Genomic DNA, 16,511 nt, shown 5'->3' on the forward strand with positions numbered 1-16,511 from the left:
AATTTTTATAAATATGTCTTGTACTTTTAAAATTAAGTTTGTGATTAAAATAGGTATAATTTGGATAAGAAAAAGGGACTGAAAAATGCAAAAACTAAAATTTAAATCTTTGACTATCAATCAGGCAAATACGATTACAACTATTTTTATGTTAATTTTTGTTCTTGTCTTCGCTTATTTATTGATAAAAGAAAATTATCAGGATTACGAAAGAGCACTCTACAAACAAGAACATGTTGTTTCTCAAAAAGGCGATACACAGAAACAGTTGAAAGGACTTCTGATAAAAAATACTTTGGCAATTGCGACTCTTTCTTTTATACTTTTTGCAATAATGCTTGGATTATATAAAATATTTTATGCATCAATACAAAATGATATTCATGCATTTTTGCATTTTTTTAAGAATGCAGCGCATACTGATGAGTTATTGCATTCAGATACAATTTATTTTAAGGAATTTAAAGAGATGGTTGTCTATGCCAATGATATGGTAGAAACAATAAAAAAGCAAAAAGCATCGCTTAGAGAGATAAATACTATTCTTGAAAAAAAAGTACAAAAGAAAACATTGTATTTAGAACAAGTTAATGCAAAACTTTTAGAAGAAAAAAAGTTTTCTGAGGAGATACTTTTAGCACAAAAAGAGTTTTTGCGTTACACTGTGCATGAAACAAGCACTCCTCTTAGTGTTATCTTAACAAGTATTGAATTGTATGAAATGAAAAATAAAAAAGATAGACAGCTTGCTAAAATTGAGGCAGCTGCAAAAAATATATTTAATATATATGATGATTTAAGTTATTTGGTAAAAAAAGATCAGGTGCCTTATCCGAAAATGTCTATTGAACTGGTTTCTTATCTTAATACACGGATAGAATTTTTTAGAGATGTCGCCAATCTTTCTAAAGTGAATTTTTCATATAATAGCGATTTAGATAAGGTTTACATCTATTTTAATGAAACAAAACTACAACGTATTGTAGACAATACAATAACAAATGCAATCAAATATACCTTGGCAGAAGAAACAGTCTTTGTGTATCTAAAGCAAAGAGGAGCAGATGTGACTTTTAGTGTATCAAGCAGGTCTAATATTATTAAAAATCCAGAGAAAATTTTTGATGCATATTATAGGGAAAATGAGAATGTAAAAGGGTTTGGCTTGGGCTTACAGCTGGTGAAAAATATTTGTCAAGAGGATAATGTGAGTATAGAAATCGATTCAAGCGATAAGTTGACTACTTTCACGTATAAATTTAAAATGATGGGTCTATAATGAAGCTTCTTTTACTCGAAGATGAAATAATGTTAAATGAGTCTATACAAGAGTATCTTCAAGAGCAGGGCCATATAATAGTAAGTTTTATAGACGGTTTTGAAGCATTCCAAAGTTTACAAAATGATGTCTATGATTTACTGATTCTGGATATAAATGTCCCAAATATAGATGGATTGACGCTTTTGGAAAAATTGCATGAGCGTAAAATACATATACCTACAATTTATATTAGTGCTCTTGTAGATATAGAAGATATATCCCGTGCCTATGATTTAGGCTGTTATGATTACTTAAAAAAGCCTTTTCATCTAAAGGAACTCGCTTTAAAAATAGACAGGATATTGATAGATAGAGATGTCCCTTTAGTTTTTTTAAGGCTTTCAAAAAATTATACCTATGATCAGGAGAGTAATACACTCTTGTTTAACAATACCCCACAGATTCTTACAAAAAGACAAGCACAAATTATAGATATCTTAGCAAGAAACAGAGGGCGAATAGTAGACTTTGAACAGCTCCGTATCTATATATGGGATGAGCAAATTATAGATAATGCAACTATAAGAGCAGAGGTCAACAGACTGAAAAAAAGTTTAAAAGAAGATATCATCAGTAATGTCCGTGGAATGGGATATATGATAGAAAAGTAAGTAAGGTACTTAGAGTCTTTGTTGTTACTTTTTGATACACAGTAAAAATAAGATTGCAATTTTATGCTAAAAATATGAATTGCTACGTTCATGCTATGTTTTGGATTTATGATTAGCCTATCAAAAAGTGGAGGTATTTATGAAAAAAATTGTATTAAGTATGTTTGTTACAGCATTGCTGACAAATGTATATGCTGATTACGATGGTGTAAATATAAAGTTAAAACATGGTGTTACGGAAACACCAGAGGTGCATGTTCTTTCTGATGATATTAAAGAGATGTTTGGCAAAGGAAAAACAAGTGGACAGATAAGAATGTTCTATGTAGATAGAGAGTATCAAGGTGGTTCAGGAGCAGATACGCATAGAGATGCTACTGTTTTGGGTGGGCATCTTAAGTATGAGACAGCTACACTTAATGGTATTCGATTAGCTACTGCATTTTATACAGTTCAAAACTTAGGACTGCAACAACATGCTACACAATCACCAGCACTCCTTGGAACTGGATATAAATCATATTCAATCCTTGGGGAGGGCTATCTTGGATATAACTTCAGTGAAGTTGGACTAAAGAGTGATGCAAAGCTTGGTTATCAGAGATATGATTCTTTGATGATGGGATCAGATGATGCAAGAACACTTCCTAATACTTTTAGAGCATATAAATTTGTAAGTAAGGATATAGAAAATACTACTATACAAATAGCACATGTAGATAAAATCGCATATGGAACATTTGCAAATATCTATTCAACAGGCGGAATACTTGCTGCTACTTCAGGGTATACTTCAAGAGGGATTAATGATACAACTGGAGTACAAACGGGAGAATACTTGAATTTGGGGAGTGCAACAACAGGAAGAAAAACTGCCGGTGTTACAAATATTCAACTGAAATATACAGCGAAGAATTTCCATATAGATCTCTCAAATGATTATGCCTGGGACCTTTATAATACACTCTATGCTGATGCTGGTATCTCTTGGAATTGTTTGCTAAACAGTGATGTAAAACCATTTGTAAAACTGCAGATGATTAAACAAAACAGTGTTGGCGGAAAATATATGCAGTACTCTCCACTTGGGGGAACTGGTGAGATAGACTCTTTTTACTGGGCGGGTAAAGTTGGGGTAAAATATGAAGGTTTTGCTGCATATCTAGCGTATTCACAAACATCTTCAAATGCAGCTGGAGATGATTCTTATAAAAATGCCATACTCACACAGTTTGGTGGTATGCCGGCATATACGCAGGGTATGGTGACTCGTCATATGTTTTTAGCTGGAACAAAGGCAACAAAGGTTGCTGCTGTATATAATTTTAAAAAACACGGAGTAAGTCTTTCAACAGCTGCTTATTATGCCTCTTTTGATACAGATGCAAACTCTGGATACGGTATACAAAGAACAGCAACAGAGGCTGGATTTGATATTAAATACTATCCAAAAACAATTGAAAAACTGCAGCTTCGTTTTCGTGGAAATTTTCCTAGAAAATTTGCGGAAGCAACTCCAGGAAATGACACTGGTTGGAATGAGTACAGACTTATTGCAAACTATAACTTTTAAGAAAAGGAACGATTATGACTAAAGAACAAATACAACAGGTGAAAGCAGATCCTGATTATCAAAAACTTGTAAAAACAAGACAGGGTTTTGCTCTGAAATTAACGGTAGCTATGCTTGTAGTTTATTTTGCATTTATACTTACGATAGCTTTTGATCCTTCAGCATTGGCTGTAACACTTTCTAGCGAGACAGTTACAACTATAGGTATCCCTATCGGTATGGTGATAATTGTATTTGCTTTCATATTGACAGGTATATATACAAAAAGAGCCAACAGCGAGTTTGATGATCTCGCAGAAAAGGTAAAAAACAAATTAAAGGAACGTTTAGATGTTTAACAGAATATTTTTATTTTTAATTTTTGGCAGTATCGTAGCTTTTGCTTCTGGAACTATCAGCGGTGAGATTCAAAAACAGCCACTGAATGTGCCAGCAATTGTGATGTTTGTTATTTTTGTCGGCGCTACTTTGGGAATAACATACTGGGCAGCCAAAAGAACAAAATCTGCAAAAGATTTTTATACTGCGGGTGGTGGCATCACAGGACTGCAAAACGGTATGGCTATTGCAGGTGATTATATGTCTGCAGCGTCATTTTTGGGAATTTCAGGACTTGTTTATCTTAAAGGATATGATGGTCTTATCTACTCTATAGGATTTTTAGTTGGTTGGCCGATTATTCTTTTTATAATTGCAGAACCATTGCGAAATCTGGGAAAATATACCTTTGCTGATGTTGCTTCGTACAGACTGCGTCAAAAACCTATTCGTATATTGGCAGCTTTTGGTTCTATTGCAACTGTTATTTTATATCTTATTGCACAAATGGTCGGTTCAGGAAAGCTGATACAGCTTCTGTTTGGTTTGCAGTATGAAGTCGCGGTTATCTTGGTCGGCGTTTTAATGATTTTGTATGTAACATTTGGCGGTATGCTTGCAACAACATGGGTACAGATTATTAAGGCATTTTTACTACTTTCAGGTGCTACTTTTATGGCTATTGCTGTTATGGCACACTATGACTTTAGTTTTGGTGCACTCTTTGCACATGCAACAGAATTAAAAGGGGTAGAAATCATGTCTCCGGGGGGACTTGTCTCAGACCCTGTTTCTGCAATATCTTTGGCAATCGCCTTGATGTTTGGTACAGCCGGTCTGCCACATATACTTATGAGATTTTTTACAGTTGGAAATGCCAAAGAAGCACGTAAATCAGTCTTTTATGCAACAGGTTTTATCGGATATTTTTACATATTGACATTTATCATCGGTTTTGGTGCTATCGTTATGGTGTTTAAAAACCCTCAGTATCTGGATCTGGCAAAACAGGCAATAAGCGGTGGTTTTCCAATTCTTGGCGGAAACAATATGGCAGCTATTCACTTGTCACATGCTGTTGGCGGTGACTTTTTTCTGGGCTTTATATCAGCTGTAGCATTTGCAACGATTTTAGCTGTTGTTTCAGGTTTGACACTTGCCGGTGCTTCTGCAATTTCTCATGATCTTTATGCTTCTGTATATAAAAAAGGAGAAGTTGACGGACTTAAAGAGATGAAAGTTTCAAAAATTGCAACTGTAGTTTTAGGAATAGTAGCTATTATCATGGGTATTGCCTTTGAGAAACAAAATATCGCTTTTGTTGTCGGTCTTGCTTTTGCTATTGCGGCGTCTGCAAACTTTCCTGTACTGTTACTTTCAATGTACTGGAAAAAACTTACAACTCGCGGTGCTGTTATCGGTGGAACTTTAGGATTGGCAACTGCTGTAATGCTTGTTATTCTTGGTCCGATTGTCTGGGTACAGATCTTTGGCAATGCTGAAGCGATTTTCCCGTATAAATACCCGGCACTCTTTTCTGTAACAGTTGCCTTTGTCGGAATCTGGTTCTTCTCAGTAACTGACAAATCAAATGCTGCCAAAGAAGAGATGGAAGCCTTTGAAGCACAATACATCAGAAGTCAAACTGGTATTGGCGCTGAGGGTGCATCCGAGCATTAATCATGAGTATTTTAGACCAAAAAAAACTTATTGAGTCTATTCACCCCTTTGAGTTACTTAGTTCAAAAGAACTGAGTAGCCTGATGCAAAAAATCGACATTGCATACTATCCTAAAGATACACTGCTTATCAGCAAAAACCTTCCATCTGTTGCTTTTTATATCATTATAAAAGGATATGTGTCCGAATATATTGATGATACTTTGTATACGGTTTACGGTGAAGGGGACAGTTTTGATGCAGATGCTCTGATTTATAGTACAACGCAGAGCAAGTTTGTTGTCAGCGAAGATTTGATTTGTTATGAGATTCAAAAAGATGACTTTCTTGACTTGATACAAAACAAACGCATACAAGAGTATTTTTTACAAGACTTCGTCACAAGACACCAGCATTTAAAAGAACATTCACAGCAGAGTCAATTAACCCCGTTTTTAGTCTCCAAAGTAGGAGATATTTATCTTCATGAGGCTTATATAGTTGAGGCAGATGTAAGCATTATTGATGCACTCAAAGAGATGAAAAAGAAAAAAGCAACATGTATCATTGTTGCAGATAATGATGAGTACAGTATCGTTACAGATACGGACTTGAGAGAAAATGTCTTGATGGGCTCATTTAATGTGAGTGATGCTATTGTAAATATAGCATCTAAAAATATTATTAGCATAGAGATAAATGATTTTTTATTTAATGCTTTGGTTCTTATGACACATAATGCGATTAAGCGTTTGGTTGTAAAAGACGGAGATAAAATTGTCGGAATATTGGAACAGTTGGATTTATTGAGCTATTTTGCAAATCACTCCTATTTGATTTCTGTTCAAATAGACAAAGCAGAGTCTCTTGATGATTTAAAAGAGATTCAAAATGGTTTGAAAAATCTTGTAACTACACTTGATTCCAATGGTGTAAAGGTACGCTATATAAGTAAGCTTGTTGCAACATTAAATCAAAAAATTTATGCGAAAGTTTTTGAAATCTATGTTGATGAGTCTTTACAGGACAAATGTGCTCTAATTATAATGGGTTCTGAGGGCAGAGAAGAGCAGATACTCAAAACTGATCAAGATAATGCCCTTATTATTACCGATGATATTGATACAGAACTGTTTACAGAGCCTATGAAAAAGCTCAATAGTGCTCTTTTGGAAATTGGCTTTGCAAAATGTGAAGGCAATGTGATGGTCAGTAATGCATACTGGCGTCGTAATATGCAGAGTTTCAAAAAGGAAATAGATAACTGGATCGCGAGTTTTGAAACAGGAAGTCTGCAAAATTTGAGTATCTTTTTAGATGCAAAGTGTGTTGCAGGCGATTGTGCTTTACTTGATGAAACAAAAAAGTATTTGTTTGAGGGTTTTGAGAAAAGAAATGATGTCTTGGCACATCTTGCAAAAGCAACACTTTTTTTTGAAACACCGATTTCTCTTTTTAGCGGTTTTAAGCTTGAAAAAGAGCATGAAAACAAACTGGATTTGAAAAAAGGCGGCATCTTTGCAATTGTTCACGGTATAAGATGTCTGGCACTTGAAAACAGAATCAAAACAACCAATACAATAGAACGCATTAAAGAGTTGAACAACAGAGGTGTTTTTGACAAGGTTTTTGCAACAGAACTGATAGAAAGCTTTGATACGCTTTTATCTATAAGACTCAAAGCGATGCTTCATGCCAACAATCAAAAAGAGTTGAATTACATCAATCCCAAAGATTTGGATAAGACCAGCAGAGACCTGTTAAAAGACAGTTTTAAAGTAGTAAACAGATTCAAAAAGTTTATTAGCTTTCATTTTCATTTAGAGATGGTTGCATAATGCTTTTTTCTGTGTTTGAAAAGATGAAAAAAAAGAGAAATCTCTCAATGCTTAAGGATAAATCTTTTTCTTCTCTTTTTGAACAAAGTGATGAAATTGTAGTTTTTGATACAGAAACTACAGGCTTAAACCCAAAAGAAGATGAAATACTTTCTATAGGTGCAGTTAAGATTAAAAATAATAAAATACTGACATCACAAACTTTTGAAGTGTATTTGAAAAATTTTGGTGATATTGATGCTAAAAGCATAACAATACATGGTATCCGTCCATGTGATTTAGAGAATGCAAAAGAACCGTCGGAGGGAATTAAAGAGTTTTTGCATTATATCAAAGGTGCCACTTTGGTGGGGTACTATCTTGAGTTTGATGTTGCAATGATAAACAAATATATAAAGCCTATGCTCGGAATAACTTTGCCAAATAAAATGGTTGAAGTTTCTGAAATATATTTTGACAAAACGATAGCATTAATGCCTCAAGCTAATATTGATTTGCGTTTTGATACAATTTTAAAAAATTGTAATATTCCCAATATGGGCGCACACAATGCTGTCAATGATGCCATTATGACAGCAATGATTTACTTAAAACTAACACAGGAGAAATAAATGTCAGAAATAGAAAAAAAATCGATTTTTAAACCAAACAAAGAGTTGGCAAAGACTGCCAGAATCAAAAACATGTGTGAATATCAGGATTTACAGGATGAAGCTACTGAGGACTATGAAGGATTTTGGGGCAGATTTGCCAAAGAAAAGCTGAGCTGGAAAGAACCGTTTACAAAGGTAATGGATGAGTCAAATTACCCTTTTGTCAAATGGTTTGAAGGTGGAAAGTTAAATGTTTCAGAACAGTGTATTGATCGTCATTTGGATCTGCGTAAAAATAAAGCTGCGATTATTTTTGAAGGTGATCGTGGAGACAAGCAGATTATTACCTACTTGGAACTCTATTACAATGTTAATCGTTTTGCAAATTTACTCAAAAATGAGTTTGGGGTTAAAAAGGGAGACAGAGTTGTTATCTATATGCCGATGATTCCTGAAGCTGCTTATGCAATGCTTGCCTGTGCGAGAATCGGTGCAATTCACTCTATAGTATTTGGCGGATTTTCTGCTGAAGCACTCAAAGACAGAATAGAAGATGCTGATGCGAAAGTTGTTATAACTGCTGATGGTGCATACAGAAAAGATAAACCATATATGTTAAAACCGGTAGTAGATGCAGCTTTGGCAGAAGGTGGTCCCGTTCAAAAAGTTCTTGTTGTTGAGCGAAACAATGAAGATATAAGATGGGTTGAAGGACGTGATTACTCTTATAATGAACTTATAAAGATGCAGGACGTTACATGTAAAGCCGAAGTTATGGATAGCGAAGATCCGCTTTTCTTGCTTTACACATCTGGTTCGACAGGAAAACCAAAAGGAGTACAGCACAACTCTGCGGGATATATTCTCTGGGCACAGATGACAATGGAATGGGTGTTTGATGTAAAAGAGAATGATACATACTGGTGTACTGCGGATATTGGCTGGATTACAGGACATACATATATAGTGTATGGACCTTTGGCAATGGGTGCTACAACTATCATGTTTGAAGGTGTACCGACGTACCCTGATGCGGGTCGTCCATGGAAAATGGTGGAAGAGTATAAAATCAATCAGTTTTATACTGCTCCGACTGCTATTAGAGTGCTGCATAAAATGGGTGAAGATGAACCGGCTAAGTATGACCTCTCAAGCCTGAAAGTACTTGGAACTGTTGGTGAGCCTATTGACCCGCCTGCGTGGAAATGGTACTATGAAGAGGTAGGGGGAAGCAAATGTGCTATCGTTGATACATACTGGCAGACTGAGACAGGAGGGCATATAGTCTCTCCTCTTCCGGGAGCTACGCCTATTAAACCGGGATGCGCAACATTCCCTCTTCCTGGAATAATGGCAGAGATACTTGACCCTGCTACGGGTGAGAAAGTTGAAGTCGGAGAGGGTGGTTACATGTGTGTAACGCGTCCTTGGCCTTCGATGATTCGCGGTGTGTGGGGAGATGAAGAGAGATTTGTAAAATCTTACTTTGGTGATGTAAAAAAAGATGGTAAAGCGGTCTACTTTACAGGTGATGGCGCAAACTATGATGAAGATGGGTATATCACAATCACAGGTCGTACTGATGATGTCATCAATGTAAGTGGACATAGAATGGGAACTGCAGAAGTTGAAGCAGCTATCAAAAAACATCCAAACGTTGCTGAAGTTGCTGTTGTTGGGAAACCACATGAACTCAAAGGAGAAGGAATCTTCGCTTATGTTGTTTTAAAAGATGATGAAGGTGTAGCAGATGAGGTTGAAGAGGCAAAAATCATCAACAACATCATCAAAAAAGAGATAGGAAATATCGCTTTATGTGATGATATCCTTTTCGCTCCAGGACTTCCAAAAACAAGAAGTGGAAAAATCATGCGTCGTATTTTACGCTCAATCGCTAAAGGTGAGCCAATTACGCAAGATATCTCAACACTTGAAGACCCTTCAATCGTTGCAAAAATTGAAGCTATGGTCAAGTCTAAATAGTTCTACCGCGTAAAAATGCTATAATTTCATAATTAAATTACTAAGAGAATTATTATGGAATTATGCGTTGCCCTTGATTTACCCACAAAAGAAGAAAATTTAGCACTTATTGAAAAAATAAAAGATTATGATGTTTGGCTTAAAGTTGGACTTCGTACATATATCCGTGATGGAGAGAGTTTTCTTCAAGCTATCAAACAAATCAATCCAGATTTTAAAATTTTTTTAGACCTTAAACTTTATGATATACCAAATACTATGGCAGATGCTGCAGAGTCTATCATGGGGCTTGGTGTGGATATGTTTAATGTACATGCAAGTGCTGGTCGTCGTGCTATGACGACTGTAATGCAAAGATTAGAGAAGTATGAAAACCGTCCTATTGTTTTAGCAGTGACAGCGCTTACTTCATTTAGCGAGGAAGAATTTCATGCAGTATATGAGTCTAGTATTTCGCAAAAAGCTGATCAATTTGCAAAAGATGCTATGCAAAGTGGACTTGATGGTGTTGTTTGCTCTGCATTTGAAAGTGCGAGCATTAAAAATATAACAAATGAAGATTTTATGACTTTAACTCCTGGTATCCGCCCATTTGGTGAAGACGCAGGTGATCAAAAACGTGTTGCAGATGTAAACTTTGCAAAGAATGCTCTTGTAGATTTTATCGTTGTAGGACGTCCAATTTATCAGGCAAAAAAACCTGCAGAGGTAATTGCAAAGATATTAGCACAAATTTAAGCTAATTGTTATGAAACTCTGACTATAATCTCACTCTTCAAACGGACGAGTGGGTGAGTGGCTGAAACCACATCCCTGCTAAGGATGCGTACTGGTAACGGTACCGAGAGTTCGAATCTCTCCTCGTCCACCACCAAAACAATCCCCAAAATTCATACTGTACCTAAGTACAATACCAATAAATTTTTCATTGTCCTATAATTTTCCTAATTCAATAGTTTTAGGAGTTTTTTATGTCAAAAGTAATCGGAACAGTTTCAAGTATAGATGGTACATTCTATGTAAAAGCAGCAGACGGATCTTTACGTGAATTGTCAGAAGGCGATAAAATTCATGAAGGTGAAGTAGTTGTTGGAGCCGACTCTAATACTCCTAGAGATAGCCTAATCTTGGCAATGGCTGATGGTACAGACCTTATCCTTCTTGGAAATAATCAACAGTTATTTGATGCTTCTTTAGCCCCTGATATTTTTGCAGAAGATGAAGTCGTTAGCAATATTGATTCAATTGAAACTCTTGTAAATGATGATGCTTTTAATGAAGATAATATAGAAACATCTTATGGTAACGACACTAAATCAGTTTCAACTCTTGATGCAGCTACCGAATTTGACACAATAAATACACACACAGAGACTCTTAATACAACATTACGTAATATAGAACAGGATACAAGTACGGTTGCAACTGCAATTGGAAGTGAAAATATTATTTTAGATGTCAATAGAGAACATTTACTTAGTGAGCTTTCTATTGTTCAGAAAAACGTAGCAGACCTAACAGAGGCAGCAAACACTGCAGCCCAAACAGCAACAGATGCAGCCCAAGCAGCCGATCAAGCCGCAACTACAGCAGCAACAAACCCAACTCCAGCAAACCTAGCAGCCGCAGAAGATGCACAAGCTACAGCAACTGAGGCAGCCACAGCAGCCACAAACGCAGCCAATACCCTAGATGCCGCAATTAATACTCTTAGCGTTGCAGCAGATGCAGCAAACGAAACAGTAGATACAAGAGATGCAAGCCAAGCAGTAGAAGCTGCAACTACAGCAGCAACAACAGCCACAGATGCAGCAGATAACTCTGAAACAAGAATAGACTCAGTAATAGCAACTGATATCCAAAACGTAGCCGACCTAACAGAGGCAGCAAACACTGCAGCCCAAACAGCAAATGATGCAGCAACAGCAGCAGATCAAGCAGCACAAACAGCACAAGAAAATCCAACAGAAGAAAATTTAGCACTTGCTCAGTCTGCGCAAGTAGCTGCAGATAGTGCAGCTGTGAATGCTACAAATGCAGCTTCAACGCTTAGTGCGGCCATTGAGACAACAAGTGCTGCTGCAGATGCGGCTGGTGAGAGTGTGAATTTTGATGATGCAAAAGATGCGGTTACACTTGCTACAAATGCGAGTGCTACTGCAACAGAGTCAGGTACTGCTGTAAATAATAGGATTTCAAATGTTAGCGATAGTGATACAACAGCAAACGCAGTAGATGAGAACGTAGCTGATGGAACATACACAGGAGTAACACTTAGTGCAACAGATGTTGATGGTGATGCGATTACATATTCTCTCCCTGATGATGTTCCATTTAGAGTTGAAGATGATGGTAGAGTTGTCGTAGATGGTAATAATGCAATAGACTTTGAAGCACAAGACAGTTATACATTTACAGCAACTGCTACGAGTGCAGATGGAACGAGCTCTACGCAAGAAGTTAGTGTAAGTGTGCATGATATTGTAGAAAATGTTGCTCCAGTTGCTGCAGATGATACGACTACGGCAACTATCGAAATACATTCATCAGGTTATGATGATGCATCTTTTAGAACAGAAAATCGAGGTGTAACAATTGATGGTGAGCATGTTGGGGGTAACTACAGAGGTATCACAGTGACAGTTTTAGACGAAGACAACTCTTTAGTATCTACGCAAACCTTTGATACTTATGGGGATGCATCTGCATCAACAAATTTAGTAGATGCCATTTCAAATTTAGACAATGTGGAAGATGCTTCTAAAGTAATTATTACAACATCAGATGAATGGACACGTCAACTTAGTGATGATGCAAAAGATGCTTTAGTAAGTATTGGTGCTGATAGAGAGGTATTAGATAGTGCAGATTTTAGAAGTTCTTTCCTTTTAGAAAGTGAGCATGAAGGAGATAGCTGGAGTGTAAAAGATCAAGAGTATGCACCAAGATATGATGATAATGGACTTTCAACTACTTTAGGTAGTTTAGAAACTGATGAAGATAGTGCAATAACTATAGATGTCCTAGCAAATGATACAGATGCAGATGGAGATACCTTAAGTATCACAAAAATTGAAGGTCAAGATGTAAGTGATGGTAAAGAAGCAACTATAAAAGACAGTGATGGTAACGAACTAGGAACTGCAAAACTTACAGATGATGGAAAAGTCTCTTTTACTCCAAGCGAACATCTCCAAGAGATGAATGATGGAGAGAATCAAGATGTAACATTTAGCTATACGGTGAGTGATGGTCAGGCAGAATCAACTGCGAATGTTACTGTTAATGTTACTGGAAGTACGGATAATTATGCTCCTGAAGCAAGTGATGATGTAACAAGTGCTATTAAAGTAAATAGTACAGGAACTGATGGTGCTTTAGTATTGGATAGCAGAGGTGATAATCCTGATTTACTTGGTGGAGCAACTTCTGTTGATCTTACTATAAGTCTAACTGGTGAAGCAGATCAAGGTCAAGCATCAGTATTCTCATATGCTTCTGAAGGAAATACAGGTAATGAGTTCTTAGTATTTAGTGATGGTAATAATGTAAAATTATATATCGATGGAGCTAATGTAAATACAGGTATTACAAGTAATGAACTTTTTGATGATGAGCAACATGAATTTAGTGTTTCATGGGATAGTGCAACAGGTGAAGCAAAGTTTTATCTTGATGGAAATTTAGAGGGAACACAGACTATAGGACAAGGTCACACTATCGATAGTGATGGTGTTCTTATGTTGGGTCAAGAACAAGATAGTGTTGGTGGAGGATTGGATACTAATCAAATATTTCAAGGTGAATATCAAGATGTAGCTATCTCAGTAGATGGTTCACCAGTTGCTCATTGGGATATGAATGGTGTAGCCTCTGATGGAAGCATAAAAGACAGTGTAGGCAATTTTGATTTAACCACTACAGGTGATGTAACAGCTGCAGGTCAAAATATCACAACTGATGAAGACAGTGCAATAACCATAGATGTTTTAGCAAACGACACGGATGCAGATGGAGATACCTTAAGTATCACAAAAATTGAAGGTCAAGATGTAAGTGATGGTAAAGAAGCAACTATAAAAGACAGTGATGGTAACGAACTAGGAACTGCAAAACTTACAGATGATGGAAAAGTCTCTTTTACTCCAAGCGAACATCTCCAAGAGATGAATGATGGAGAGAATCAAGATGTAACATTTAGCTATACGGTGAGTGATGGTCAGGCAGAATCAACTGCGAATGTTACTGTTAATGTTACTGGAAGTACGGATAATTATGCTCCAGTTGCTGCAGATGATGCGCATACGTCATCTACTGAAACTGTATTTAGTGATAATTTTAATGATAATAATACTGATGGCTGGCAAGAGATAAGTTTTAATAATCGAGATACTGGGCATTGGGAAGCTGATAATGGTACTGTTGGTGAAAAAAGTAATTTCGCAGATGGTATCATCGCGCATGATATGGGTGATAATGCTCATATGAGTGATTATAACATTACGGTTGATGTTGATGCAAATACTGGGAATACATACAACAATGATGTTGGGGTTACTTTTGGATACGAAGATGCACAAAATTATTATACTGTGCAATGGGTTGATTATTCTACTAGTTATGAAAATAATATGGCTAATACACATAAAGATTTTAACTTAGTTAAAGTAGAAGATGGGCATAAAACCATATTAGATACCATTGATAAAGCAGAGTTAGGTGATAAGTTTACTCTTTCTGTTGATGTTTCTCAGGATGGCGGTATAGTTGTAAGCGTAGATGGCGAAGAAAAACTTACAGCTCCAAATGAACACCCAGAAATAGGTACTTTTGGTTTAAATACTGGAGATAATGATGGTGGCGTTCACTATGATAATGTTGTCGTACAAAATACGAATGTAGCGAATAGTATTGAAATAGACGAAGATAGCTCCATAACAATAGATGTCCTAGCAAACGATACAGATGCAGATGGAGATGCTCTAAGTATCACACAAATCCAAGGTCAAGATGTAAGTGATGGACAAACTGTAAAAGTAACTGATGGGGATGAAATTTTAGGAACTGCAAGGGTAGTTGATGGCAAAGTAGAATTTACTCCAAGCCAACATCTTCAAGCAATGAATGATGGAGAGAATCAAGATGTAACATTTAGCTATACAGTAAGTGATGGTCAGGCAGAGTCTACTGCAAATGTCACTCTTAATGTTACGGGAAATAATGATTATGTTCAAGTCGTAGATACAGAAGCTATGCAGGCACAAGGTATTATACAAAATGATGATGGAACTTACTCAAAACCTATTTATGAAGAAACTGCAAAACTGACGAAAACTGAGACTATAGAAGTTGGAAAAGCTGAACATATTCATCTTGATGATGCTCCAGAACATGGTACTATTGAAATTAAAGACTCCAATGGTGAATGGCAAACTATGGAAGTTGGCAAAGAATATAAAGCTGACTCTGAAGTTCGTTTTACACCTGATGAGAGTGCTGTAGAGGCTACCAAAGATGTGAAAATTGGTACTTTTGGAGATAATGAGGGAACGAAACATTTTACAGAACATGCAGATGTTAGTGACTGGGGTGAAGTTAGTAAAGATGGAAAAAGTGTCACATTTAATGAAGATGGAACAATAAACGAGAACTTCGTAAATGATACAGTAGTAACAGGCGATACAGATGATGTAATTAGAGCAGGTTCAGGTGATGATACAATAAATATCACAGAGGGTGATTCCAGAGCAGAATATGAAGTAGTTCGAGGTGGTGATGGAAATGACACTGTTGTCTTGGACGGAAATAGAGCTGATTACACAGTAAATCATGAAGATAATAATGGAAGATTTACAGTTGAAAATATTGATACTCAAGAGATTCAATACATATATGATGATGTTGAAAACATTCAGTTTGCAGATACAACTGTATCAAATGTCGATTTAGTAGCAGGAAATTCTAAAAAAGATGAGTCAGTCAAAAATGATGAAAATCATGACAAAAAAGATGAGTCAGTCAAACAAGATGAATCTGACAAGAAAGATGAGTTAGTCAAAAAAGATGAATCTGACAAGAAAGATGAATCTGACAAAAAAGATGAGTCAGTCAAACAAGATGAGTCAGTCAAAAATGATGAAAATCATGACAAAAAAGATGAAGAGCATGAGAAAGGAGATGATAGACAACATGATGATGAAGATAAAGGTCACCATGGCATAGAATCTGATAACGATGATGATAGCCACAATAATATAGATGATTCTGATTCACTTATTGGATCTGATAATCATATGAATATAGATTTAGGAGCTTTCCTTAATGATAATAGTGCACACTCTGATATAAAAAATCTCAATGGAACTGATAATGAACATACAAATATTAATCTCGAAGATGTTGTAACTATTACTGATGATGATATTTTAAGACTTGAAAATGAGAACACAGAAGAAGAAGACAATACAGAAGGAAAAGACACTGAATTTATTTTAGGTAATCATAAAACAACTGATGAAATGACTAGTGAAACACATGATGTATATACAAATGAGGATCAAACAGTAATATTAGAGGTAAATACAGAAATAAACGTTGATCAAAGTTGATAGAGTT

The 16,511-nt window shown here is 36.1% G+C and carries 10 protein-coding genes and 1 tRNA gene; all 11 read left to right on the forward strand.

The window, feature by feature from the left end; translation table 11 throughout:
* Window positions 1–85 precede the first annotated feature (85 nt).
* Entirely contained in the window at window positions 86–1,279 is a 1,194-nt protein-coding gene (locus MV052_RS10010; protein ID WP_297443939.1) for a HAMP domain-containing sensor histidine kinase, read from the forward strand.
* Window positions 1,279–1,932: a response regulator transcription factor gene (locus MV052_RS10015; RefSeq protein ID WP_297443941.1), complete on the forward strand. Its 654-nt coding sequence runs from the start codon at window positions 1,279–1,281 to the stop codon at window positions 1,930–1,932. Before MV052_RS10010 ends, MV052_RS10015 begins: the two co-directional genes overlap by 1 nt.
* Before the next feature lie 139 nt (window positions 1,933–2,071).
* Entirely contained in the window at window positions 2,072–3,505 is a 1,434-nt protein-coding gene (locus MV052_RS10020) for an OprD family outer membrane porin (RefSeq protein ID WP_297443943.1), read from the forward strand.
* Between the two features lie 14 nt (window positions 3,506–3,519).
* Entirely contained in the window at window positions 3,520–3,843 is a 324-nt protein-coding gene (locus tag MV052_RS10025; protein WP_297443945.1) for a DUF485 domain-containing protein, read from the forward strand.
* On the forward strand, window positions 3,836–5,503 hold the full coding sequence (locus MV052_RS10030) for a cation acetate symporter (protein WP_297443947.1): 1,668 nt from the start codon (window positions 3,836–3,838) through the stop codon (window positions 5,501–5,503). The genes MV052_RS10025 and MV052_RS10030 overlap by 8 nt, the downstream gene beginning before the upstream one ends.
* 2 nt (window positions 5,504–5,505) lie before the next feature.
* Entirely contained in the window at window positions 5,506–7,320 is a 1,815-nt protein-coding gene (locus MV052_RS10035; protein WP_297443949.1) for a putative nucleotidyltransferase substrate binding domain-containing protein, read from the forward strand.
* A complete protein-coding gene (locus MV052_RS10040) occupies window positions 7,320–7,931 on the forward strand; it encodes a 3'-5' exonuclease (protein WP_297443951.1) in 612 nt (203 codons plus the stop codon). Before MV052_RS10035 ends, MV052_RS10040 begins: the two co-directional genes overlap by 1 nt.
* The gene (acs, locus tag MV052_RS10045) at window positions 7,932–9,896 is read left to right on the forward strand and encodes an acetate--CoA ligase (RefSeq protein ID WP_297443953.1); all 1,965 of its coding nucleotides are present in this window, start codon (window positions 7,932–7,934) and stop codon (window positions 9,894–9,896) included.
* A 54-nt stretch (window positions 9,897–9,950) separates the two neighbouring features.
* Window positions 9,951–10,634 carry an orotidine-5'-phosphate decarboxylase gene (gene pyrF / locus MV052_RS10050; RefSeq protein WP_297443955.1) on the forward strand — a complete coding sequence of 228 codons (684 nt, stop codon included), beginning with the start codon at window positions 9,951–9,953 and terminating at the stop codon, window positions 10,632–10,634.
* Between the two features lie 43 nt (window positions 10,635–10,677).
* Window positions 10,678–10,767 (forward strand) — tRNA-Ser (locus tag MV052_RS10055).
* Between the two features lie 100 nt (window positions 10,768–10,867).
* Complete coding sequence (locus tag MV052_RS10060; RefSeq protein ID WP_297443956.1) at window positions 10,868–16,504, forward strand: Ig-like domain-containing protein; 5,637 nt, start codon at window positions 10,868–10,870, stop codon at window positions 16,502–16,504.
* The last annotated feature ends 7 nt before the right edge of the window (window positions 16,505–16,511 follow it).

It is taken from the genome of Sulfurimonas sp. (assembly GCF_026988655.1).
GTDB lineage: Bacteria > Campylobacterota > Campylobacteria > Campylobacterales > Sulfurimonadaceae > Sulfurimonas.

What these genes read in the sequence shown, in the direction of transcription:
- MV052_RS10010 (WP_297443939.1), top strand. Translation starts at nt 86, where the DNA reads ATGCAAAAACTAAAATTTAAATCTTTGACTATCAATCAGGCAAATACG.
- MV052_RS10015 (WP_297443941.1), top strand. Translation starts at nt 1,279, where the DNA reads ATGAAGCTTCTTTTACTCGAAGATGAAATAATGTTAAATGAGTCTATA.
- MV052_RS10020 (WP_297443943.1), top strand. Translation starts at nt 2,072, where the DNA reads ATGAAAAAAATTGTATTAAGTATGTTTGTTACAGCATTGCTGACAAAT.
- MV052_RS10025 (WP_297443945.1), top strand. Translation starts at nt 3,520, where the DNA reads ATGACTAAAGAACAAATACAACAGGTGAAAGCAGATCCTGATTATCAA.
- MV052_RS10030 (WP_297443947.1), top strand. Translation starts at nt 3,836, where the DNA reads ATGTTTAACAGAATATTTTTATTTTTAATTTTTGGCAGTATCGTAGCT.
- MV052_RS10035 (WP_297443949.1), top strand. Translation starts at nt 5,506, where the DNA reads ATGAGTATTTTAGACCAAAAAAAACTTATTGAGTCTATTCACCCCTTT.
- MV052_RS10040 (WP_297443951.1), top strand. Translation starts at nt 7,320, where the DNA reads ATGCTTTTTTCTGTGTTTGAAAAGATGAAAAAAAAGAGAAATCTCTCA.
- acs (WP_297443953.1), top strand. Translation starts at nt 7,932, where the DNA reads ATGTCAGAAATAGAAAAAAAATCGATTTTTAAACCAAACAAAGAGTTG.
- pyrF (WP_297443955.1), top strand. Translation starts at nt 9,951, where the DNA reads ATGGAATTATGCGTTGCCCTTGATTTACCCACAAAAGAAGAAAATTTA.
- MV052_RS10060 (WP_297443956.1), top strand. Translation starts at nt 10,868, where the DNA reads ATGTCAAAAGTAATCGGAACAGTTTCAAGTATAGATGGTACATTCTAT.